The 22,184-nt window shown below is 67.0% G+C and carries 20 protein-coding genes; 5 read left to right on the top strand and 15 right to left on the bottom strand.

The features are described from left to right. Positions 1–26 precede the first annotated feature (26 nt). A complete protein-coding gene (locus AB0B25_RS05525) occupies positions 27–1,466 on the top strand; it encodes an alpha/beta hydrolase-fold protein (RefSeq protein WP_357175143.1) in 1,440 nt (479 codons plus the stop codon). A gap of 238 nt (positions 1,467–1,704) precedes the next feature. Here the strand turns inward: AB0B25_RS05525 and AB0B25_RS05520 are convergent, their stop codons facing one another. Then, positions 1,705–2,721, bottom strand: a complete 1,017-nt coding sequence (locus tag AB0B25_RS05520) for a helix-turn-helix domain-containing protein (protein ID WP_357175140.1) — start codon at positions 2,719–2,721, stop codon at positions 1,705–1,707. Between the two features lie 227 nt (positions 2,722–2,948). On the opposite strand from AB0B25_RS05520, the gene AB0B25_RS05515 reads away from it, so the two are divergent. Next, positions 2,949–3,155 (top strand): DUF5988 family protein, encoded by a 207-nt coding sequence (locus tag AB0B25_RS05515; RefSeq protein WP_357067564.1) that lies wholly within the window; start codon positions 2,949–2,951, stop codon positions 3,153–3,155. A gap of 78 nt (positions 3,156–3,233) precedes the next feature. After that, positions 3,234–3,893 carry an ArsR family transcriptional regulator gene (locus AB0B25_RS05510; RefSeq protein WP_357175138.1) on the top strand — a complete coding sequence of 220 codons (660 nt, stop codon included), beginning with the start codon at positions 3,234–3,236 and terminating at the stop codon, positions 3,891–3,893. Here AB0B25_RS05510 and AB0B25_RS05505 read toward each other — a convergent pair. Together AB0B25_RS05505 and pdxT are read right to left on the bottom strand one after the other, a co-directional pair. Then, positions 3,796–4,548 carry a YebC/PmpR family DNA-binding transcriptional regulator gene (locus tag AB0B25_RS05505; protein WP_357175135.1) on the bottom strand — a complete coding sequence of 251 codons (753 nt, stop codon included), beginning with the start codon at positions 4,546–4,548 and terminating at the stop codon, positions 3,796–3,798. The genes AB0B25_RS05510 and AB0B25_RS05505 overlap by 98 nt on opposite strands. A gap of 111 nt (positions 4,549–4,659) precedes the next feature. Beyond that, entirely contained in the window at positions 4,660–5,310 is a 651-nt protein-coding gene (pdxT, locus tag AB0B25_RS05500) for a pyridoxal 5'-phosphate synthase glutaminase subunit PdxT (protein ID WP_357175132.1), read from the bottom strand. A gap of 219 nt (positions 5,311–5,529) precedes the next feature. Between pdxT and AB0B25_RS05495 the strand changes: the two genes are divergently transcribed. Next, the gene (locus AB0B25_RS05495) at positions 5,530–7,221 is read left to right on the top strand and encodes an APC family permease (RefSeq protein ID WP_357175742.1); all 1,692 of its coding nucleotides are present in this window, start codon (positions 5,530–5,532) and stop codon (positions 7,219–7,221) included. 203 nt (positions 7,222–7,424) lie between these two features. Here AB0B25_RS05495 and AB0B25_RS05490 read toward each other — a convergent pair whose 3' ends face one another. After that, positions 7,425–8,246: an acyl-CoA thioesterase II gene (locus AB0B25_RS05490; RefSeq protein WP_357175129.1), complete on the bottom strand. Its 822-nt coding sequence runs from the start codon at positions 8,244–8,246 to the stop codon at positions 7,425–7,427. Between the two features lie 135 nt (positions 8,247–8,381). Here AB0B25_RS05490 and AB0B25_RS05485 point away from each other — a divergent pair, with 135 nt between their 5' ends. Then, positions 8,382–9,008 (top strand): hypothetical protein, encoded by a 627-nt coding sequence (locus AB0B25_RS05485; protein ID WP_357175126.1) that lies wholly within the window; start codon positions 8,382–8,384, stop codon positions 9,006–9,008. Positions 9,009–9,249: 241 nt separating this feature from the next. Here the strand turns inward: AB0B25_RS05485 and AB0B25_RS05480 are convergent, their stop codons facing one another. The 11 genes from AB0B25_RS05480 to AB0B25_RS05430 form a co-directional block, all read right to left on the bottom strand. Further along, complete coding sequence (locus AB0B25_RS05480; protein ID WP_357175123.1) at positions 9,250–9,741, bottom strand: hypothetical protein; 492 nt, start codon at positions 9,739–9,741, stop codon at positions 9,250–9,252. A gap of 516 nt (positions 9,742–10,257) precedes the next feature. Next, positions 10,258–11,178, bottom strand: coding sequence for a pyridoxal 5'-phosphate synthase lyase subunit PdxS (pdxS, locus tag AB0B25_RS05475; RefSeq protein ID WP_357175120.1), 921 nt, complete (start codon positions 11,176–11,178; stop codon positions 10,258–10,260). A gap of 414 nt (positions 11,179–11,592) precedes the next feature. After that, positions 11,593–12,636, bottom strand: coding sequence for an NUDIX domain-containing protein (locus AB0B25_RS05470; RefSeq protein WP_357175739.1), 1,044 nt, complete (start codon positions 12,634–12,636; stop codon positions 11,593–11,595). Then, positions 12,636–13,760 (bottom strand): glycosyltransferase family 4 protein, encoded by a 1,125-nt coding sequence (locus AB0B25_RS05465; protein ID WP_357175117.1) that lies wholly within the window; start codon positions 13,758–13,760, stop codon positions 12,636–12,638. Before AB0B25_RS05465 ends, AB0B25_RS05470 begins: the two co-directional genes overlap by 1 nt. Continuing rightward, positions 13,757–14,725: a phosphatidylinositol mannoside acyltransferase gene (locus AB0B25_RS05460; RefSeq protein WP_357175114.1), complete on the bottom strand. Its 969-nt coding sequence runs from the start codon at positions 14,723–14,725 to the stop codon at positions 13,757–13,759. The genes AB0B25_RS05465 and AB0B25_RS05460 overlap by 4 nt, the downstream gene beginning before the upstream one ends. A gap of 88 nt (positions 14,726–14,813) precedes the next feature. After that, positions 14,814–15,509 (bottom strand): phosphatidylinositol phosphate synthase, encoded by a 696-nt coding sequence (gene pgsA, locus AB0B25_RS05455; RefSeq protein ID WP_357175111.1) that lies wholly within the window; start codon positions 15,507–15,509, stop codon positions 14,814–14,816. A gap of 20 nt (positions 15,510–15,529) precedes the next feature. After that, entirely contained in the window at positions 15,530–16,132 is a 603-nt protein-coding gene (locus AB0B25_RS05450) for an HIT domain-containing protein (RefSeq protein ID WP_357175108.1), read from the bottom strand. Then, positions 16,129–18,192, bottom strand: a complete 2,064-nt coding sequence (thrS, locus tag AB0B25_RS05445; protein ID WP_357175105.1) for a threonine--tRNA ligase — start codon at positions 18,190–18,192, stop codon at positions 16,129–16,131. Before thrS ends, AB0B25_RS05450 begins: the two co-directional genes overlap by 4 nt. A 236-nt stretch (positions 18,193–18,428) precedes the next feature. Next, positions 18,429–19,073 (bottom strand): (2Fe-2S)-binding protein, encoded by a 645-nt coding sequence (locus tag AB0B25_RS05440; protein ID WP_357175102.1) that lies wholly within the window; start codon positions 19,071–19,073, stop codon positions 18,429–18,431. Then, positions 19,040–19,471, bottom strand: coding sequence for a TIGR02611 family protein (locus tag AB0B25_RS05435; RefSeq protein WP_357175099.1), 432 nt, complete (start codon positions 19,469–19,471; stop codon positions 19,040–19,042). The genes AB0B25_RS05440 and AB0B25_RS05435 overlap by 34 nt, the downstream gene beginning before the upstream one ends. Before the next feature lie 109 nt (positions 19,472–19,580). Beyond that, positions 19,581–21,836 carry a bifunctional SulP family inorganic anion transporter/carbonic anhydrase gene (locus AB0B25_RS05430; RefSeq protein WP_357175096.1) on the bottom strand — a complete coding sequence of 752 codons (2,256 nt, stop codon included), beginning with the start codon at positions 21,834–21,836 and terminating at the stop codon, positions 19,581–19,583. Positions 21,837–22,184 lie beyond the last annotated feature (348 nt).

Below are 22,184 nucleotides of genomic sequence, written 5' to 3'. Positions count from 1 at the left end.
GAGGAACGGCCTCGACAATGCCGTAGGTGCCCGTCCTCGCCGCTCCGCCGACTCCGGCGCCACCGCAACTCCCGCCGGCGAATCTGAACCTGGACTATCAGAACACCTTTCATCACGGGATCTCGCTGTTGCACGGCTGGCTGCCGATGACCGTCGAAATACTCGCCGCGATGCTCCTGGCGGTTGCCGTCGTCAGAGGCACGAGGACGTGGTGGCTGATCCAACTTCCGGTATGCGTGCAGGTCGGAGTCATCGGCGCGGCGGCCGCCCGGTGGTATGTGGCCGACGAAGGACTGGCCTCCGATCCGGCGCCTGCACTGCTGTGGGTGTGCGTCGGGGGCACCGCGACTGCGTCCGCGGTAGCCGTTCTGGGCTGGCCGGGCACGCGCCGCTGGCGGCGAAGCGCCGCGATCCTTGCGATTCCGCTGGCGCTGTCCAGTACCGGCATCGTGCTCAACCAATGGGTCGGTTACTACCCCACCGCGCAGTCGGCGTGGAGCGCACTGACCGCGGGCCCGCTGCCGAACCAAACCGACCAATCGGCCCTGCCCGCCCTGCGCGGCACCAGCCCGACCACAGGCCGGATCGTGCCGGTCCGGATTCCCGACACCGGCAGCGGCTTCCCGCATCGCACCGAATACGTCTATCTGCCGCCTGCCTGGTTCGCCGGACCGACCCCGCCCGCCTTTCCGGTGGTGATGATGATCGGTGGTGAGTTCAACACCCCGGCCGACTGGATCCGCAGCGGCCAGATCATGCCAGCTGTGGACAGGTTCACCACGGCCAACGGTGGCCGCGCCCCGATCATGGTCTTCGTCGATTCCAGCGGTAGCTTCAACAACGACACCGAGTGCGTGAACGGCCCGCGCGGCGACGCTGCGGATCATCTGACCAGAGATGTACCGAACTACGTCGTATCCACTTTCGGCGCCTCCGCCGACCCGGCTCAATGGGCAGCGGTCGGTTGGTCGATGGGCGGCACCTGTGCGGTCGATCTCGCGGTCATGCATCCCGAACTGATCCGCACCTTCGTCGACATCGCCGGGGATCTCGGCCCGGTCTCCGGGAACAAAGAACAAACCATCGCCCGCCTCTTCGGCGGCGATGTCGAGAAGTGGGCGGCCTTCGACCCACTCACCGTCATGACGAAACATGGCCCCTACACCGGCACCGCGGGCCTCTTCGACGACCTCGCCCCACCGCAGCGTTCAGGGTCGGGCCGCACTCGCCGCACCGCTCCCACCGGGGATGACGACAACGTCGGGATGGGCGGCCACGACGGCGTCCCCGACACCGGCGAGGTCGGCGCCGCCGAGAAGCTCTGCACCCGAGGCCGCGAGGTCGGCATCGACTGCACCATCCACACCACCCAGGGCGGCCACACTTGGCAATTCGCGTCCGCCGCTTTCATGTCCTCACTGCCGTGGATCGCGGCAAGGACGGGTATGTCGATTCCGGCGACCTGAGCGATGGCGGCGACGATCGCACGCCGACGGTCGGATGATCGAACTCGCAGGCGACCGTGCGTCGGCTCGAGCCGACCGGCCTCGCGTCCAAGGACCGGCGCGCCTGCGGCAATCGAGCGGTCCACTGCGTCGACACGCCGCTCGAACGGTGGAACCCACCACGATGTACTCGCACCGCCGATCGTTGCGTAACGTCCGGGACCGGAAAACTGCTGCCCACCGCTAGCGGAGGACCTTGTCAACCGAATGCTGGCGCAGGCCGCGCCGCGCCCGCACGCTGCGGGCGCGGCGCAGCCTCGGTCCGGAAGGTGCGCCGATAGGCCTGGGGTGACACACCGATGGCGTCGAACAGATGCTGACGTAACGAGGTGCCGGTGGCGAAGCCGACCTCGCCTGCAATGCGGTCGACCGTCAGGTCGGTCGATTCGAGCAGATGACGAGCGCGGAAGACGCGCTGCTGGATGAGCCAACGGCCGGGGCTCATGCCGACCTCGTCGCTGAACCGACGGGCGAAGGTGCGTTTGCTCATCCGGGCCCGGGTAGCCAGTTCGTCGACCGTCACCGGATGGCGCAGGTTCTCCAGCGCCCACTGGCGGGCGGCGGCGGTTCCGGCGGAGGTCTCGGGCGGGACCGGCTGCTCGATGTACTGGGCTTGGCCGCCGTCACGCCACGGCGGGACGACGCAGTGGCGCGCGACCGCGTTCGCGATGGCACTGCCGTGGTCGCGGCGGACCAGATGCAGGCACACGTCGATACCCGCAGCGGCCCCGGCCGAGGTGAGGACGTCTCCGTCGTCGACATAGAGCACGTTGGGATCCAAATGCACGCGCGGGAACGTGCTGCGAAACAGTGCGGCCCGTTTCCAGTGCGTGGTCGCCGGCCGCCCATCGAGCAAACCGGCGGCCGCGGCGACGAAAGCCCCGGTGCAGATGGCGACGATCCTGGCGCCCGGCCGGATGCGGGCGAACGCCTCGCGCACCGAGTCCGGAAGTTCACCACCGAGGGATGTGGCGATGTCACAGGCGGGCAGAACGACCGTGTCGGCGGTTTCCAGCACCGCGCTGTCGTACGCCACCGCGATATCGAAATCAGCCGCACTGCGCACCGGACGACCATCTGTCGAACACGTGCGGATTTCGTACCGACCTCCAGCGCTGCCGAACACGCGATGAGCGATCCCGAGTTCGAACGGATGTACCCCGTCCAGTGCCAACACTGTAACCCGGTGCGGTGCGACCGCGCGCCCTTCCGTCATGGCGCGATCATATCGAATGATAGCGATCCAGCCACTTGGTTCGGGGCCCCTTCGCGACAGACGGGAATCCCCGAACACCACCGACGACGGACAGCCGGATTCGTTCGTCTGCCCCCGGCTGCCACAGGACACGGCATGGCCGGCGCCGTTCACCTCGTGGGCAAATTAAAACTCACCGTGCCCTGAATCTCCCACGATCAGGGCGTTGGCGCTTCTACCATCCGAGCATGAGCAATGTTGTGAAGGCTGTCCTCGAGGGCGGGCCGCAAGACTTGCCCGCACGCATCGTCCCGATCACTCCGCCGGGGATCGAGCTGAAAGTCCCATTCCGCGGCGGATACGAGCACTTCAAGGTCACCCAACGAGAGCAGGACACACCTGAGGGGCGGCTGCCGGTTTACGAGTGGTGTGACCGCACCACCATCGCAGAGTGACGCACCTCCCTCACCGGCATCGGCGCTGACGCACCGACCGGTCGCGAATTCCTGTCCGAATGCCCCCCGAGCGCCACGATGAGAGCGTGGCCAATTGGTGACGCTCTCATCGTGGACCAGGTGACAGGCGCGATCGACGAGCATTTCGCGATCAGCCACCCCGCCGTCAGCAGGCATCTGCGTGTGCTGCGCAATAGCGGTGTGGTGCGCGACGAACTCGTCGGCAGACAACGGTTCTCCTTGCTCGACACCGATTCATCGACCGCGTTCATCACTGGCTCGGCCGAATCCACGGGCCCGGCGCGCGGGAGCACCACCCCGACGCATTCGCAACCGGGATTCACCGAACCAGGCACGAGCGCCACCGTACCGACCAGGGCGCGATACGAGAGAACTTGGAGTGACAAAGCAACCCACCGGATGACTGTCCCCACGGACGCCGGGAAGGACCTTGCGGTACCGCAGTTCACCCACCCACCCATCCACGCACCGGCACCGAGTCACTCAGATTTCCCAAGGTCGCCGCCGGCGGGGAGACTACCTGGAAATGCTCAGGACGGTCCGCTCCAGCGCGGACCGCCCCGATTTCGGCAAGTGCTACCCGTCCTACCGCAGTACCGGATGACGAGTTGCCGGCCGACTAGTCGTCCAACTGGGCGAGGACCTCGTCGGGGATATCGACGTTGGTGTAGACGTTCTGCACGTCGTCGCTGTCCTCCAGTGCGTCGACCAGTTTGATCACCTTGCGGGCGCCATCCGCGTCGACCACAACGGATACCGACGGCTGGAACCCGGACTCGGCGGAGTCGTAATCGATACCCGCGCCCTGCAGGGAAGTACGCACGGCGATCAAATCGCTGGGTTCGCTGATGATTTCGAACGAATCACCGAGGTCGTTGACCTCCTCCGCACCCGCGTCGAGCACCGCCATCAGCACGTCGTCCTCGGACAGGCCGTTCTTCTCCAAGGTGACGACACCCTTGCGGTGGAACAGATAGGCCACCGAGCCCGGGTCGGCCATATTTCCGCCGTTGCGGGTCATCGCGACCCGCACCTCGCCTGCGGCACGGTTGCGGTTGTCGGTGAGGCACTCGATCAGCACGGCGACGCCGTTGGGGCCGTAGCCCTCGTACATGATCGTCTGCCAGTCGGCGCCGCCCGCCTCTTCGCCACCGCCGCGCTTACGAGCGCGCTCGATATTGTCATTGGGGACCGACGACTTCTTCGCCTTCTGGATGGCGTCGTACAGCGTCGGATTGCCATCCGGGTCACCGCCACCGGTCCGGGCCGCCACCTCGATGTTCTTGATCAACTTCGCGAACAGCTTGCCGCGTTTCGCGTCGATCGCAGCCTTCTTGTGCTTGGTGGTGGCCCATTTGGAGTGGCCGCTCATTCCCTACTTCCTTCAGGTCGATGGCAGGTCGTGTGTACCGTACCGGCACACCCGGACGGACAACTCCCCCAGCCTACTCGGGCGTCCGCGGCCGCCGTGCAAAGCGGTTGGCTACGCCGCCCGGACGAGCTCGACAAACATTCGGTGCACCCGCAGATCACCGGTCACCTCGGGGTGGAACGACGTCGCGACGACATTGCCCTGCCGCACCGCCACGATTCGACCGGCCGCCGGGCCGTTCGGCACGGTGGCCAGCACGTCGACGCCGTTGCCGACGCGTTCGACCCACGGCGCACGGATGAACACCGCGCGCACCGGACCGTCCTCCAGTCCCGCGAACGGCAGGTCGGTCTCGAAAGAATCGACCTGACGGCCGAATGCGTTGCGACGCACCGTCATATCGATGCCGGACAGGTGTTCGGCGTCCGGACGGGTGTCGAGCACCTCGGAGGCGAGCAGGATCATGCCCGCGCAGGAACCGAACGCCGGCATCCCCGCGCGCAGCCGGGCGCGCACCGGCTCGAGCAGTTCGAAGGCAGCCAGCAACTTGCTGATCGTCGTCGACTCGCCGCCGGGCAGCACCAGCGCGTCCACCTCGGCGAGCTCGGATTCGCGCCGAACCAGTACCGGATGTGCGCCACAGTGCGCGAGAGCAGCCACATGCTCGCGGACGTCTCCCTGCAGCGCGAGCACACCGATGGTGGGAAACGACCGCGTCTGTCCGGCGTCGGCAGAGGGTGCGGCGACCGAGGAAGCGTTCACGCCGAAAGCTTACGAACCGTGCGAGTGTGGTCGTGCTCACGGTCGCCGTCAGAGTTTCGTCAACGCCGGGGTCCGCGCACGGCTCGAGGGTCGACACTCGGAGGAGTGATCGCTGTGTTGCCGGGCAAGGTGCACCGACCGCGTGGAGCGGAGTCAGCCACCACCACCCGACGGGGACTCACTGTGCCGACCGGGCTGGCCGGGCTGTCGCTGGACGCCCTGGCCTCGGTGTCCTACGGCCCGGAAGCGATCGTGCTGGTCCTGGCTACCGCGGGCGGCGTCGGACTCGGCATGACGCTGCCGGTGACTCTGGTGATCACCGCACTACTGGCAGTGCTGATCGCGTCCTATCGTCAAGTGATCGCGGCGTTCTCCGATGGCGGCGGCGCGTACGCGGTCGCGAAGGCGCGGCTGAGCCATCGCGCCAGTCTGGTCGCCGCGGCCTCGCTGATCGTGGACTACGTCCTCAACGTCGCAGTCTCGATCGCCGCTGGAGTCGCGGCGCTGACCTCGGCGTTTCCGGTATTACACGGGTACACGGTCTGGATCTGTCTCGCGGTTCTCGCCGGCATCACGGCGCTCAACCTGCTCGGGATCACCGAGAGCGCGCGAGCGTTCATGGCGCCGACCATCGTGTTCGTCGTCGGCATCTTCATCGTGATCATCGGTGGCCTGCTGCGCTCGGAGCCCGCCGCCGTGACAGGCGGAATAGCGGCGACCACCGACGTACACACAATAGGAATCCTGTTGCTGCTCAAAGCATTCTCCAGCGGATGCGCGGCGCTGACCGGAGTCGAGGCGATCGCGAACGCCGTCCCCAGCTTCGAGGCTCCTCGGGTGAGACGTGCGCAGCATGCCGAAATCGCTCTCGGCCTGTTGCTCGGCGCCATGCTGATCGGCCTCGCCGTGCTGATCGAGAAGTTCTCCCTGCGACCGGTCCAGGGAACCACCGTGCTCTCCCAGCTCACCGAGGCGGCGCTCGGGCACGGAATCGGATACTACGTCGTGCAGTTCGCCATCGTCGTACTGTTGGCGCTGGCCGCCAACACCTCTTACGGCGGCCTGCCGACGCTCACCAGGATCCTGGCCGACGACAACTGCCTGCCCCATAGGTTCGCGGTGGCCTCGCCACGGCAGGTGTACCGGTTCGGTGTGCTCGCGCTGGGACTCGGCGCGGGTGTACTACTCATCGGCGCACGCGGAAACATGAACGCGCTGGTGCCGCTGTTCGCGATCGGCGTATTCGTCGGGTTCACCATCGCTCAGGTCGGCATGGTGCGGCACTGGTGGCTCACCCGCGCCGACGGCTGGCGGTGGCGGCTGGTGCTCAACGGATTCGGCGCGGTACTGACATCGGTCGCGGCGATCGTCACCACCGCCATGAAATTCACGTCGGGTGCCTGGCTGATCGTGCTCGTTCTTCCCGTCCTCGTCCTCGGCATGGAGCGAATTCGCCATGCCTACCTCCGAATCGGTGACTGTCGTGGCGCAGGAATGGTTCCCCGGCAGCCACGGGCGACCGGGACGGCGATCGTCGTGCCGGTATCGGAGGTCTCCGAGTTGAGCCGAGAGGCGTTGTCGGCGGCCATGTCCATCGGCGACGACATCGTCGCCGTGCACGTCTGCCTGCCCGGCGAGTCGGCGAGGGCGTTCACCAGGACGTGGGAGGCGTGGCATCCCGAGGTCCGGCTGGTGCTGTTGGAGGACAGCGACTCGACCGTCGGCGGCCCGGTCGCCCGGTATGTCCGGCAGAACTTCCCCGAGCGGCGCAAGGTCGTGGTCATCGCGGAGATCGACCCACCCGCGGGCTGGCACCGCGTGTTGCCCAGCCACCGCAGTGACGAACTCGAGCGCGACCTGCGCCGGTTGAACGACACCGTGGTCTGCCACCTGCGTGTCCAGGTGAGCTGATACCGGACCGTGCCCGGGTGGACGTCGGCCACACGTCCCGCCGCGGTCGACTATCGTCGGCGCCACCCTCGCGGCGACACACCGATGCCCCACGCCGCCACGGCCTGGGTTCGCCCGGTCCTTGGAACCCACAGACCGAACGCCGCATCGGTGGGCGAGCCGCGTCCGCGACCGGCTTCGCAAGGGCAATCCCGGTGGGCCGGTCAGGTCTCGCGCGGGGTACGGATGAGGCCCTCTTGAACCACCGCGGCGACCAACTGGCCCTCCCGGTTGAAGATCTTGCCGCCGGTCAGCGCCCGCCCGAAGCCCGCCGACGGGGAGGACTGATCGTAGAGCAGCCAGTCGTCGGCACGGAACGGCCGCAGGAACCACATCGCGTGGTCGAGCGAGGCGTTCTGGGTCGGCTCGTCCGGGTGGATGACCTTCGAGGAGCCGAGCAAAGTCATATCGCTCATGTACGCGAGGGTGCAGACATGGACCAGCGGGTCGTCGGGCAGCGGGTGCCGATAGCGGAACCACACCTGCTGCTGGGAGACCATGCCGTCACGGCGCGACACATTCTCCGGCGGCACCATGCGGATGTCCCAGTGCTCCCATTCCCGCATCGCCCACAGACGCTCGGGCGCCATCGTGGTGCTGGCGTCGGGCAACTCTTCCGGCAACCGCACCTCGGGCATCACATCCTGGTGCTCGGGCCCCTCGTCGCCGACGTGAAACGAGGCCGACATGGTGAAGATCGCGGCACCGTCCTGAATGCCGGTCACCCGCCGCGTGCAGAACGAACGGCCGTCACGGATGCGCTCCACCTGATAGACCGTCGGCTCCTGCGGATTTCCCGGACGCAGGAAGTACCCGTGCAGCGAATGCACCTGGTATCGCGGCTCCACCGTCCGGACTGCCGCGACCAGCGCCTGGCCGGCAACCTGTCCGCCGAACGTGCGCGGGAGCTGGGTCTTGGTGGACGCGCCACGGAAGATGTCCCGCTCGAGGCGCTCTATCTCCAGCGCCTCTTCGATTGTCGCCATGCGCTGAGATTATCCCGACGCCCCGACGCCCCGCCTTTCGGCTCTCGGCGCCCGCCCGGGCACCGAGAGACAGCTCGCGCGTTCCGGACGGAGACCGACCAGTCGCCGAGACCGCGGGTTTGCTGAGATGTACCGGTGCCCCGTTTTCTGCCGATCACCCGCGACGGACTCGTCGACCGGGTGGTCGGCCGCGTCCTGGTCTCGCACACCCATACGGTGATTGCCGTCGAAGGCGCCGACGCCGCCGAGCCCGCCGCCCTCGCCGCCGAGGTCACCGTGGCCCTACGAGACATCGGCCGATCCGCCGACGTGGTCTCGCTGCATGATTACGTGCGGCCTGCCGCACTGCGCATGGAGTTCGGCCGCACCGATGGAATGTCGTACCGCACCGCGTGGTTCGACTATGCCGCGCTGCGCCGTGAGGTGGTCGACGCACTGCGCCATCACGATCGCTGGCTCCCGGCCCTCTGGGACGAAGCCATCGACCGCTCAGCCCGCGTACCGATTCGGACAGCCCTGCCCGCGACCACCATCCTCATCGCGGGCCCGATGCTCGCGGGCCGTCACCTCGATGCGGACCTGACCATCCGCCTGGACATGTCCGAGGCCGCCCTCCGGCGCAACACCCCACCCGAAGCGGAATGGACCATCGCCGCACTGCTACAGCACGACCACGAGAATCCCTACAGTCCAACATTTTTCGTGAGATGGGACCATCCCGGCCGCCCGGCGCTCCGTATCGATGAGGACAGTGCGGGATAGGACCCGCACCGCCCCCGGCCGCCAACATATGCTGAGATACGCATATCTAAGTAGCTACATTTCACGGGTGCTCGACGCGCACCGACGAGCACAATACGGCCATGCGCCGCTTCACTGACGGCAGCCCTGATTCCGTAAGCAACGCCCCAGCTAGCACTCGGCCGCCGTCCGCTGTGTGCGCACACGACTGCACGATCATCGTCCGATCGGCGGCCGAGTGCGGCCTACTCCCCTGCGCCCGTCAGGCTGCGCAGGCCGGCGACTGCTGGTTGAGGTTGGACAGCGCCTGACACGCCCATGCCTTCTGCACCTTCCACTTGCCCCCGTCCAGGACGTACGGGACCTCGACCTGGTTCTCCTGACCATTGACAGTGAACTTGGCCTGCGCGGTGACGCTGTCGCCGAACGCGGTCACACCAGTGACCACGGCCGAGGCGTTTGCCTGTTTGAACGCGTCGGCCAGCCGGTTCGGCAGGTCGGGATCGTCCTCGATGCCCTGTACGAGATCCACCTTCTCCTGATTCGGCACCGCGGGATCGAGGGCGCGCTGCAGCAGGCCGTTGAGTTCGGCGGCGGTGGGTGCGGCAGGCGCGTTCGCTGCGGCGCTGGTCGTCGCGCGGGTCGTCGCCTTGGCCGAGTCACTCTTGTCGTCACCACCACAGGCCGCCAGGCTCAGGGCTGCCGCCACAGCCAAACCGGCGACGACGATGCGTCCAGTCTTGCGAAGCTTCAACTGTTCGTCCTTTGCGTTCGGATCTATCCCGACGATGAGAGGGCACGACATGGCTGGTAGGAGCCATGGATTGCGAAGCTACTGAGCGTGATTGTGAGAACTCTGAGACAGCATTCTAGGCGTCGTGAGAGTTGAACCTGCGCAACGCCGCCGTTCAGGGCGCTGAATGCGTCGAGGGGGCGCCCGCCGGTGCGGCGACCAGCGCCGCCACCGGGGCGGGCGACGACGGGAATCGTTCAGCGAGCCGCAGGCCGGCCGCCGACGCACGCCTGCCCGGAACACCTGACGCATTGTGCGCAGCAGGTCTTCGGCTGCGCACAGCACACGTGCCGGGCGATCAGCTCGACCCCGCCACCCGAACCAGCAGTGGACCGCCCCACTCACGGTCCTGGATCCCGATCTGCCGGCGGAGCGAGGGCTCCGACCCGGAACCAAGCGCGGCGCGGCGGAAGTGCGGCACTCCGCCGAACCACGAATCACCGCGACTGCACGGCGGCAGTCGCTACCGATCAGCGATCACCAGCCGCGCTCGGCCAGCCGGTGCGGCTGCGCGATCTCCTCGACATTGATGCCGACCATGGCCTCACCCAGACCGCGCGACACCTTGGCCAGCACGTCCGGGTCGTCGTAGAAGGTGGTCGCCTTGACGATCGCCGCCGCACGCTGCGCAGGGTTGCCGGACTTGAAGATACCGGAGCCGACGAATACACCCTCGGCGCCGAGCTGCATCATCATCGCGGCGTCAGCCGGGGTGGCGATACCGCCCGCGGTGAACAGCACGACAGGCAACTTGCCGGTCTCGGCAATCTCGCGGACCAGCTCGTAGGGTGCCTGCAATTCCTTGGCCGCGACGAACAGCTCGTCCTCCGGCAGCGACGACAGTCTGCGAATCTCCTGGCGAATCTTGCGCATGTGCGTCGTGGCGTTGGACACGTCGCCGGTGCCTGCCTCGCCCTTGGAGCGAATCATGGCCGCGCCCTCGGTGATCCGGCGCAGCGCCTCACCCAGGTTGGTCGCACCGCAGACGAAGGGCACGGTGAAGTTCCACTTGTCGATGTGGTTGGCGTAGTCGGCGGGAGTGAGCACCTCCGACTCGTCGATGTAGTCGACGCCGAGGCTCTGCAGGATCTGCGCCTCCACGAAATGGCCGATGCGGGCCTTCGCCATGACCGGGATGGAGACGGCGGCGATGATGCCCTCGATCATGTCCGGATCACTCATCCGGGACACACCGCCCTGTGCGCGGATATCGGCCGGAACGCGCTCCAGCGCCATCACCGCGACCGCGCCCGCGTCCTCGGCGATCTTGGCCTGCTCGGGGGTGACGACATCCATGATCACACCCCCCTTGAGCATCTCGGCCATGCCGCGCTTCACACGGGCGGTGCCGACGGTCTGGGTGGTCTCGGGCGTGGTCACGGCAAACTCCTGAGTCATGTGCGCCAATCGGGTCGCTCGGATTCGAACGACCTGATTCTAGGCGTCCACAAAACGCCACCTGATAGCCAGTTGACGTGCACTGGTCTGGTGATCTCGGATATCGCCGGGAAGGCGGGTGCCGTGCCATCCCGGCAATCCACTGGGCTACCCGGGGCGCCGCGTCAGAGCGGGCCGACCACCAGCAACTGTGCCCAGTACTCCGCGGCCGTGGGCCCCAGGTACGGCAACAAGAAATCGAACAGCAGGTACGACATGAAACCAATTACCTCCACACACCGAGCAGGATTAGGCCCCATTGTTGACGGGACCACGACGCCGGATTCGAATGCGTCCTGACAGCAGTACCCTCCGGGTCCATAAATCATCACGACGCTATCACGATCGTGAAACACATCACAGGTCACGAGCCGGTCAGCGGATGGAGCGAACCTCGGGGTCGACGGAGCCCGAGGCGGCTTCAGCGGCCTCGGCGAGCAGTTCGTCCAGGTGGTACGGGTAGACGGTCTCGCAAGACTGGTCCAGCGCGACGATGTCCGCGGCCGTACACCACTGGTGACCGGTGATGGAACGACGCTCGATCGTGGTCTGATTCGCCGCGCGCGGTTCGAAACCACGCACACGCAGCGCGAAGAACAACTCTTCGGACCGGATCAGGTCGCCGTTGAACGGGAACACCGCGACCCGGCGCCAGATCGGGCCGCGCAGACTCGCCGGGTCCGCACGGTGCCCGGTCTCCTCGTAGAGTTCGCGCACGGCGGCAACACGGAGGCTTTCCCCCGGCTCCACACCGCCGCCGACGGTGAACCAGAACGACACCTCCGGCGTTTTCGGATCATTGCCGCGCATCAGCAGCGTCCGATCGTTCTCGTCGAAGAGCACGATGCGCGCGGTGGTGCGGATGGTGTCGACGGACAAGCCGGTCGACGCGGCGGGCGTAGCCCGTTCGGTGATCTCGAAGTAGGTCGGCAGTGGGGCGGTGCCGCCCAAGTGCAGCAGACGTACGGGGCGCCGTGTACGCAGCGCCAGCGTGTCCCGCACCGCGTCGTTGTGGAACCGGCGCGCGATGAGCACACGAGCCTCCGCGTCCGCCAGTTCGGCGACCAGTTGCGGGCGCAGCATGCCGATATCGATGGCCGACAGCGCCGAGGACAGTTGGTTCTCCACGGTCTCGCGATCACCACGCCCAGCCCGCTCGGCCACGGCCCCCAGGGCGGACAGCTGTTTGGCCTGCTCCGACCGCGCGGGATCGGATACCGGGCTTGCGATGGCCATGGCGACCGATCTGGCCACCACGGCCCGCCGTGCCAACGCGGCGTCCAGCGCCTGCCAGGACTGATCGGAGCGCACGTGCAACCGGTCGAGCCGGTTGGCGGTCGAGTACGCCCAGAGACCGATCGCGATCACCACCGCCGCGATCAGCGCGAGGACGAGAACGGTCGTCGCGGAGAAGGTGATCATCCGGCGGCCCGCACCCTCGCGTCGCCGACGGTCACCGTCTCGTACACCCGCAGGATCTGCTCGGCTACCACCGGCCAGTCGTACTCGCCCACCACTTGCGTGGCGGTGTGCACCAGCGCCTCCCTACGCACTTCGTCGGTGAGCACAGTGTGCAGCGCGGCGGCCAGGGCGGCCGAATCACCCACCGGGACGAGCATGCCTGCCGTGCCGTCGCGCAGCACCCGGCGGAAGGCGTCCAGTTCGCTGGCCACGACCGCGGTCCCGGCGGCCATCGCCTCGATCAGGATGATGCCGAAGCTCTCCCCGCCGAGGTTGGGGGCCACATACACGTCCGCACTGCGCATCGCCGAAGCTTTGTCCTCGTCGGACACCTGGCCCAGGAAGCGCAGATGCCGGGCGAGCGAGCCCGCCTCGCGGCGCAGCCGGTCCTCGTCACCACGCCCGACGATGAGGATCTCCACCTCCGGATGTCTGCGCACCACCTCGGGCAGCGCGCCGAGCAACACCTCCATGCCCTTGCGCGGTTCGTCGTAACGGCCGAGGAACAGCACCGACCCACCCGCCCGCGGATAACCGGGCAGCATCGGGGCTCTGGCGAATGCGGGAACGTCGACTCCGTTGGGGATCTCCACCGCATCCGACCCGAGCGCCTCCACCTGCCATCGCCGGGCCAGCTCGGACACCGCGATGCGGCCGGAGATCTTCTCATGGTAAGGCCGCAGCACCCCTTGAAAGGTGCTCAGCACCAGCGACTTGGTTGTCGAGGTGTGGAACGTAGCGACGATCGGCCCCTCGGCGATCTTGAGCGCGAGCATGGACAGGCTCGGCGCGTTGGGCTCGTGAATGTGCAGCACGTCGAAGTCGTTGGCGTCGATCCAGCGGCGAATCCTGGCGTAGGACAGCGGGCCGAAGGACAGCCGGGCCACCGACCCGTTGTACGGGATCGCGACCGCGCGTCCGGCCGACACCACGAACTCGGGCAGCGGCGTGTCGTCCCCTGCGGGCGCGAGGACGCTCACCTTGTGCCCGCGTTCGATGAACACCCGCGCCAACTCGACCACATGCGCCTGCACCCCACCGGGGACGTCGAACGAATAGGGACAGACCATGCCGATCTTCATGGCGATTCGTCTCCCTGCTCGACCCGGATACTCGCCTGCGCGGCGGCGATGGCGGCGCGCCGTTTCGGGGACAGGTCGCTGTCCCACAGCGGTTGCAGCATGTGCCAATCCGCCGGATGCTCGGCGATATTCGCGGCGAAGCGGTCAGCGAGCTCCTGGGTAGCCGCCGCCACTCCACCAGAAACGTCCAGTGGCGCTTCGACTTTCAGCCCCCAGTCCTCACGCCCATCGGTGTCGACCTCGAACCACGCGTGCACCGGCAGCAGCGCGGCGCCGGTCTCGATGGCCAGTTTCGCGGCGCCCCCTGGCATCCAGGTGCGTTCGCCGAAGAACTGGACGGCGACTCCCCTGCCGGTGAGGTCGCGCTCGCCCAGCAGGCACACGATCCGGTTCTCGCGCAGACGCGCCGCCAGCCGGGCGAAGGGTGGCTGCTCACCGCCGGTCAGCGGGAACACCTCGAAGCCGAGGTGCTCCCGATAGGCCACGAAACGCTCGAACAGCGATTCCGGTTCGAGACGTTCGGCAACGGTCGTCGGGTTGCCGTAGTGGTGCACCAGCCAGACGCCGGCCAGGTCCCAGTTGCCGGAGTGCGGCAGCACCAAGATCACGCCCTGCTGCCGGGCCAGCGCGGCATCGAGATACGGCAACCCGTCGACCCGAATATCGATCGCCGCGTGATCCATCGTGGGTAGCCGGAACACCTCCCGCCAGTACCTGGCATACGACCGCATGCTCGCGCGGATCAGCTCGTCCGGCACGTCGGCGGGCAACACCCCGAGCACGCGGGCCAGGTTCCGGCGCAAGTGATTCGGTGGCCCGCCCGCGTGGAATTCCCGGTTGGCACGCCGAGCGACCCGGTCACCGCCCCAGTCGAACAGCCGCCGCGCCGTCTGCTCCGGCAGCGCGCGCACCAGCCGCCAGCCCGCCAGGTATCCGGCGGCACCGAGCTGCTCCCCGATGCTCATTCGATCTCCACCAGTTCTCGTCCATAGTCGGCCGCCGACGTTGTCGTGGTGCCGTCGTCGGTGTATCGGCGTACGGCACAAGGGGTTGTCACGACGGGAACTCCGGAGCGTCGGCAGCTCCGGTGCTCGGATTCCGCGGCGTCCGGGACGGGAGCACATCCCGTGCTCCCGGTGAGTTCCGGACCGCGAGTACCCGCTGAAAAACGGTGACGATGCTGAGCATCGCGAGAATCCACATCGCCACATGGACGGCATAGGTGAGCCAGTCGATACCCCAGTGTCCACCGATGCCGGTGAGCCCCGCCCCGACCAGGACGATGACCAGTCGGTCCGGTCGTTCGATGAGGCCGCCGTCCGCGGACAGGCCACTGGCCTCGGCACGGGCCTTGGCGTACGAGATCACCTGCGAGGTGACCAGGACGACGAGTGTCGCGAAGAACAGCGGCCGATGGTGCTCGTGGAAGACCGACCACCAGGCCAGGCCCGCGAAGATGGCGCCATCGGCCACACGATCGCAGGTGGCGTCCAACACCGCGCCGTATTTCGTGCCGCCACCGCGCGCCCTGGCCATCGCGCCGTCGAGCATGTCGAACATGACGAACAGCCAGATCACGATGGTTCCCCAGAACAGATGTCCGGTCGGGAACAACGTGGCCGCGGCGACGATCGAGGCTGTCGTACCGATCAGTGTCACGGCATCGGGCGTGAGTCCCGTGCTGACCAGCGCCTTACCAAGCGGCGCCGTCGCCCTGGCGAATGTGTCGCGGCCGAAAAAGCTCAGCACGGCTGATCCGCACGGCTCATCTAAGCCTCCTTCCAGGCCGCCGACAGCAGCGCCCTGGTCTCACGTAAGAGTTGCGGCATCACCTTCGCCCCGCCGATGACGGTGATGAAGTTCGCGTCCCCACCCCAGCGCGGCACGATGTGCTGGTGCAGATGGTCGGCCAGCGAACCGCCCGCCACCCCACCGAGATTCAGCCCGACATTGAAGCCGTGCGGTCGGGACACCTTCTTCATCACCCGGATGGCCTGCTGGGTGAATGCCATCAGTTCCGCGCTCTCGGCCTCGGTGAGGTCCTCCAGATTGGCCACCTTGCGGTAGGGCACCACCATCATGTGCCCGGGATTGTACGGATACAGGTTGAGTACCGCGTACACCAGTTCGCCCCGGGCGACGACCAATCCGTCCTCGTCGGACATCTTCGGAATGTCGGTGAACGGGTGGCCCGTCGAATCCTTGAGACCAGACGTGGCCGCCTCCGCGATATAGGACATCCGATACGGCGTCCACAATCGTTGCAGCCGATCCGGTTCCCCGGCGCCTGTGTCCACAATGCTCCCCTGCTCGGCCGACGCCGTGGTCTCGTCCAGATCTGCGAGCCCATCCGGCACCGTGCGTTCGCTCATGCCCGGCCCTTGTCCACTGATCGAATCTCGAAACCGTCCGCTGTCGGCGACGCGTTCTCGCGGCGAGTGATCCACGCGACGATGGTGGCCACCGCATCGTCCACCGGCACACCATTGACCTGGGTGCCGTCTCGGAAGCGGAAGCTGACGGCGTTCGCGTTCACGTCGCGCTCACCGGCGAGCAGCATGAACGGCACCTTGTGCGCGGTGTTGTTGAAGATTTTCTTCTGCATCCGGTCGTCGCTGTGGTCCACCTGCGCGCGGATACCCTCGTCCTGCAAGCGCTCGATCACCCGATCGAGGTGCGCGACAAAAGTTTCCGCGACCGGGATGCCGACGACCTGCACCGGCGAGAGCCAGGCGGGGAACGCGCCCGCGTAGTGCTCGGTGAGCACACCGAAGAACCGCTCGATCGAGCCGAACAGGGCTCGGTGGATCATCACCGGCCGCTGTTTGGTGCCGTCGGAGGAGGTGTACTGCAGGTCGAACCGTTCCGGCAAGTTGAAGTCCAGCTGGATGGTCGACATCTGCCAGGTGCGGCCGAGCGCGTCCTTGGCCTGTACCGAGATCTTGGGGCCGTAGAACGCGGCACCACCCGGATCGGGCACCAACTCCAGACCCGAGGCCGAGGCCACCTCGGCCAGGGTCTCGGTAGCCTCCGCCCAGATCTCGTCGGAGCCGACGAACTTCTGCGGGTCCTTGGTGGACAGCTCGAGATAGAAGTCGTCGAGGCCGTAGTCCTTCAGCAGATCCAGCACGAATCGCAGCGTGCTGGTCAGCTCGCCGTGCATCTGCTCTTTGGTGCAGTAGATGTGGGCGTCGTCCTGGGTCATGCCACGCACCCTGGTCAGGCCGTGTACCACACCGGACTTCTCGTAGCGGTAGACCGACCCGAACTCGAACAGCCGCAGCGGCAGCTCCCGATACGACCGACCGCGGGCTCGGAAGATCAGGTTGTGCATCGGGCAGTTCATCGGCTTGACGTAGTAATCCTGGCCGGGCTTGCGGACGGTGCCGTCCTGGTTGAGCTCGGCGTCCAGGTGCATCGCGGGAAACATGCCGTCGCGGTACCAGTCCAGGTGGCCGGAGACCTCGAACAGGTGGCCCTTGGTGATGTGCGGGGTGTTGACGAACTCGTAGCCCGCCGCCACATGCCTACGGCGTGAGTACTCCTCCAATTCCTTGCGGATGATGCCGCCTTTGGGGTGGAACACCGGGAGGCCGGAACCGAGTTCGTCGGGAAAACTGAACAGGTCCAGCTCCAGGCCGAGCCTGCGGTGGTCGCGCCGCTCGGCCTCGGCCAGCAAGTGCATGTGCTCGTCGAGCGCTTCTTGGGATTCCCATGCGGTGCCGTAGATGCGCTGTAGGTCCTCGCGGCTCTGGTCACCGCGCCAATACGCGGCTGAACTGCGGGTCAGCTTGAATGCCGGGATGAACTTGGTGGTCGGAATGTGCGGACCGCGGCACAGATCGCCCCAGATCTTCTCGCCGGTGCGCGGATCGAGATTGTCGTAGATGGTCAGCTCGGCGCCGCCGACCTCCATGACCTCTGGGTCATCGATGCCCGACTTGTCGCTGATCAACTCCAATTTGAACGGCTCATCGGCCAATTCGACCCTGGCGTCCTCGACCTCGACCACCCGGCGCGAAAACCGCTGCGCGCCTTTGACGATCTTCTTCATCCGGGATTCCAGCTTGACCAGATCCTCCGGGGTGAACGGCCGCTCGACTCGGAAGTCGTAGTAGAAGCCGTCCTTGATGTAAGGGCCGATACCGAGCTTGGCCTCAGGGAATTCCTGCTGCACCGCCTGGGCGAGTACGTGCGCGGCGGAGTGCCGGATGACGCTGCGGCCGTCTTCGGTGTTCGCCGCGACCGGCTCCACGTCGACGTCGACGGCCGGGGTCCAGGACAGATCCTTCAGTTCGCCGTCCACGCGGACGACCACCACGGTGTCGGGGCCTTTGGTCGGCAGTTCCGCCGCACGCACCGCGGCGCCCGCCGTCGTCCCGGCCGGCACCCGGACGAGGGCGACTGGGCTGATGGGGGCTGAGGTGGTCACGACTGCGCTCTCCTTGGCGTTCTCGTGTGCGGGTGGCTTCCCGCTGGATCATGGCCGATCGCGTGTTCGCTCCGGCGCGACCATGCTACTGTCCCGCCGCTTCACGTTTTGTGCCGGTCGGATAGATCCGAGTGGCGTCCCTCGCGGTCCGGCAGGCGTAGGACTGGCTGGTTCTGCGGGTACGCGGCGAACTACCCCGGTTGCCGCGAGATCAGTTGTCACGTCACCGGAGTTCCTCAGCTCTCGGCAGCGAGGGCTGCCAACAGCGCCGTACGTTCGTCGGCCGGGCGTTTCGGGCAGCTGGTGCACATCTGGCAGCCGGGCACCTCGAACACCAGGCAGCAGGAGATCCGCCGCACGAACGTCCGTCCGCCGATCTCGACGAACCGCGGCACCGGGAGTTTGCCGCCGACCGCGACCGCCAGCCGCGCTCCGGCGTCCGGCGAACCGGCGTCCAACGCACGGTTGCCGATCGCATCGGCCGCGATCGCCCACAGCGACGGCACGCCCGCGCCGGACACCTCGGCCACCGGCGCGATCACCGCGGCGAGGGTCGCGCGTAGCTCGGCGGCATCGCCAGCCGATTCGCGGCTGCCCGCTCGGAGGTGCACTTGCTCGATACCACCGTCCGGACGCACCGCACAGTCCAGCCGATCCAGCGCGACCGTCGGCGCCTGCTCGCCCTGTGCGTAGGCCCGCGCGATCCGCTCCACCAGCGCGGAGGCGACCATGCACCACCACACGGTCCCGGCAATGCGCAGCGATGTCGTCCCCCAGGAGTGGCCCAGCCGCGCGATCCGCCCGACCAGCCACTCGGCCTCGGTGAGTCGCCGCCCCGGGACGGGGTTCACCACTTCAGCGGACTGCGCAACCATTGCCATTCGACTCCGATCCAGCTACCGACGATCCCGAACGTTCCCAGTACCCACACCGTCGCGACGACCACGACAACCGTGGCGATCGCCGTGACCACCCGCAGCACCGGACCCCGCGCTCGATACCACGCCATTCCCTGCCGGTACTTTTCCCGCAGCCAGCCGAGCACCCGGCGCGCCCAGGCGAATTCGGTGGCGAGGATGCCGAGTCCGGCGAACACGATCGCCCAACCGGGACCGGGATAGGGGATCGCCAGAATGCCTACGGCGAGGACGACGAGTCCGGCCACCGCGACCGCGGTCCGGTAGACGAGGTTGAGCGTGGGTCGCCCGGCGAGCCTGGCTCGAAAGGCGCGCCAACCGGTCTGCTCCCCGCTCGGGCTCGTGTGCAGGTCGACAGTCACGTTCCCAGGGTACGAGAAATCGGACATCCCGATTTCCGTCCCTCGGTCGAAGGATGCGACGAACCCGCCCGAGCACCGCGGCCCGGACGGGTTCGCCTGTCCTCGTCGATCACACGAGCTCGGGTGCGACGCGGCGACGGCGACCGGCATCCTCGATATGCGCCAGCCCGTCCACGGTCACCTCGATGACCCGTGCACTGGCGATGTCGAAGAACAGCCCCGACACCTGCACGCCACGCTCGGCGATCGCCTTGCGCACCGCCGGGTGCTGGTGCAACACCTCCAACTGCACCGCGACGTTGACCATGCCGAGCTGGTCGACCTCGCCGAATCCGGCCGCCTGCGCCGCAACCGCTACCGGATGACCGATTCGGTAGCGCTCCAGGCTCGGTTTGGCGTGTGCGAGCCAGGCGTCGACGCCGGGGACCTCGGCACCGGAGCGTAGCGCCGCCATCGCGCCGCACGAGGAGTGCCCACACACCACGACGGATCGGACGTTCAACTGCTCCAACGCGAAGATCAACGCGGCCTCGACCGACGCGTCACCGGCAGCCGGCACCAGGTTCCCGACGTTGCGCACGGTGAACAGGTCACCCGGACCGCTGTTGGTGATGACGTTCGGCACGATCCGCGAGTCCGAGCAGGTCAGGAAGAACGAATCCGGATCCTGCTTGTCCCGCAGCTCGTCCAGGTGCGGTCGCACCACGTGCGCGTGGCTGCGGTGGTACGCCGCCACGCCCGCCGCGACCGGGTTGTCGTGTTCCTCGTCACGACGCCACGGGCCGAGAACGTCGTCCCACACCGAGCGGGCGAAGCTACGCGCGGGCGGCCCCGCGGTGGCGTGAGCCATCCTGGCGCCGCCGATCTCCACGAACTCGACGGTGCCGCCGTTGCTCGTCTGCTGGCTCGCCCACGCCTCGATGGCCTCGAAGGCGGCGTGGTCGAGGAAGTCGACGGTCATCTCGACCGCCACGTCGGCGTCCGACGGCACTTTCGCGAACACCGCCGACAGCTTCGGCAACGCGAGGAAGGTGGCCGATCCGTCGATGGTGATCAGCCAACGCTGCGAATTCTGGACCTGCTCGGCGGCGATCTTCACCCGGACCACCCGCCACAGCAGCAGCGCAAAGGCCACACCCAGACCGATCAGAACACCCTCGAGCAGGTTCGAGAACACCACACCGAGCACCGTGACGGCGTACACCAGGAGATCGCCCGTACGCCGGGCCAGTTTGATATGCGCCAGCTTGACCAGTTGGGAACCGATCACGATCAGCAGACCGGCCAGCGCCGCCTTCGGGATCTGCTCCACCATCGAGGCCAGCGCCACGGAGAACACCAGCACCCACACGCCGTGCAGCACCGCGGAAGCCCGGCTGCGCGCCCCTGCCTGGACATTGGTGGCGCTACGCACGATCACACCGGTGACCGGCAGACCACCGAGCAGACCGGACAGCACGTTCGCCGATCCCTGGCCGATCAGCTCACGATCGAAGTTCGCGCGCTTACCGGTGTGCATCTTGTCCACGGCCACCGCCGACAGCAGACTCTCCACACTGGCGATCAACGCGACGGTGATGATGGTGAGCACGACGGCCGACCAATCGCCGCGCGGCAGCTGCGGCAAGGCCATCGCGTCGAACAATGAGCCGTTCAACACGATTCGCTCGGCGCCGAGCGGCAGCACCAGCGACAGCATGGTGCCCGCGAGCACCGCCACCAGCGGACCGGGCACCAGGCGGACCTTGGCGGGCAAGTACTTCCAGCCGATCATGATCACGATGACGGTCACGCCGATGAAAGCGCCGCCGCCGTGCAACGACATCAGCTGCTCGGGCAGCTCCGTGATGTTCTTCCATGCCGTGCTGTGTGAGGAACCTCCGAGCAGCACGTGGATCTGTTGCAGCGCAATGGTGATGCCGATCCCGGCCAGCATCGCGTGGACCACGACCGGCGCTACCGCGAGAGCGGCCCTGGCAATACGACTGAGCCCGAACAGGATCTGCAGCACTCCGGCCGCCACGACGATGAAACAGGTTGTTCGCCAGCCGAATTGACTGATGGTTTCGGAGACGACAACGGTGAGGCCCGCCGCGGGTCCGCTCACCTGCAGGATCGAACCGCCGAGCAGGCCGGCGACGATACCGCCGATCACGGCCGCGATCAGACCAGCGGCAACCGGCGCCCCGGAAGCGACGGCGATACCCAGCGATAGCGGCAACGCGACCAGGAAAACAACGATCGAGGCAGGCACATCGTGCCGCAGGATCGAATTGAGGCGATCGGACCACGGCGCGGAACTGCGGTCCGATCCCGTCTCGACGGGCGGGGACATCGGCGGGGCTAGATCGTGATCGATAGCCATGACTCTCCTTCGCCGACTCGGCTGGTTCGCCGAGGTCGGTTGACGATCAACATGTCCAACAGGGCACAAGACCGCGAACCGGCATCTCGCGGTGGAGCAGAACCCAACTCGACGATGAGTCGGGATGTAAACCGGGACAAGTCTATTAGTAAAGACTTAGCAAAGCCTGAGAAGTGCGTGGATTGTGTGTTACTCCTCACTGTTTGTGCGTCGTAATCAGCAATGACCTGGCGCACAGCGGCGCTGAGACAGTGGCCCGACCGGCGCTTTCACATCGTCGGACCGGCATCGCCGCGGTCCGACAGTCGGTGTCGCCGACGAACGCGCCGATCTCACGGAAAGCGACCT

Origin of the sequence: Nocardia sp. NPDC049190 (assembly GCF_040648115.1) — a bacterium.
GTDB lineage: Bacteria > Actinomycetota > Actinomycetes > Mycobacteriales > Mycobacteriaceae > Nocardia.
Note: the sequence above shows the minus strand (reverse complement) of the source record. Positions and strands in the feature narration are given on the sequence as shown.

Bases quoted from the DNA above. Each gene is read 5' to 3' on its own strand.
- AB0B25_RS05505 (WP_357175135.1), bottom strand. From the start codon at position 4,548: ATGAGCGGCCACTCCAAATGGGCCACCACCAAGCACAAGAAGGCTGCG.
- AB0B25_RS05440 (WP_357175102.1), bottom strand. From the start codon at position 19,073: ATGGCAATGGTTGCGCAGTCCGCTGAAGTGGTGAACCCCGTCCCGGGG.
- AB0B25_RS05465 (WP_357175117.1), bottom strand. From the start codon at position 13,760: ATGAAGATCGGCATGGTCTGTCCCTATTCGTTCGACGTCCCCGGTGGG.
- pdxS (WP_357175120.1), bottom strand. From the start codon at position 11,178: ATGACTCAGGAGTTTGCCGTGACCACGCCCGAGACCACCCAGACCGTC.
- AB0B25_RS05510 (WP_357175138.1), top strand. From the start codon at position 3,234: ATGAGAGCGTGGCCAATTGGTGACGCTCTCATCGTGGACCAGGTGACA.
- AB0B25_RS05430 (WP_357175096.1), bottom strand. From the start codon at position 21,836: ATGGCTATCGATCACGATCTAGCCCCGCCGATGTCCCCGCCCGTCGAG.
- AB0B25_RS05490 (WP_357175129.1), bottom strand. From the start codon at position 8,246: ATGGCGACAATCGAAGAGGCGCTGGAGATAGAGCGCCTCGAGCGGGAC.
- AB0B25_RS05460 (WP_357175114.1), bottom strand. From the start codon at position 14,725: ATGAGCATCGGGGAGCAGCTCGGTGCCGCCGGATACCTGGCGGGCTGG.
- AB0B25_RS05520 (WP_357175140.1), bottom strand. From the start codon at position 2,721: ATGACGGAAGGGCGCGCGGTCGCACCGCACCGGGTTACAGTGTTGGCA.
- AB0B25_RS05515 (WP_357067564.1), top strand. From the start codon at position 2,949: ATGAGCAATGTTGTGAAGGCTGTCCTCGAGGGCGGGCCGCAAGACTTG.
- AB0B25_RS05450 (WP_357175108.1), bottom strand. From the start codon at position 16,132: ATGAGCGAACGCACGGTGCCGGATGGGCTCGCAGATCTGGACGAGACC.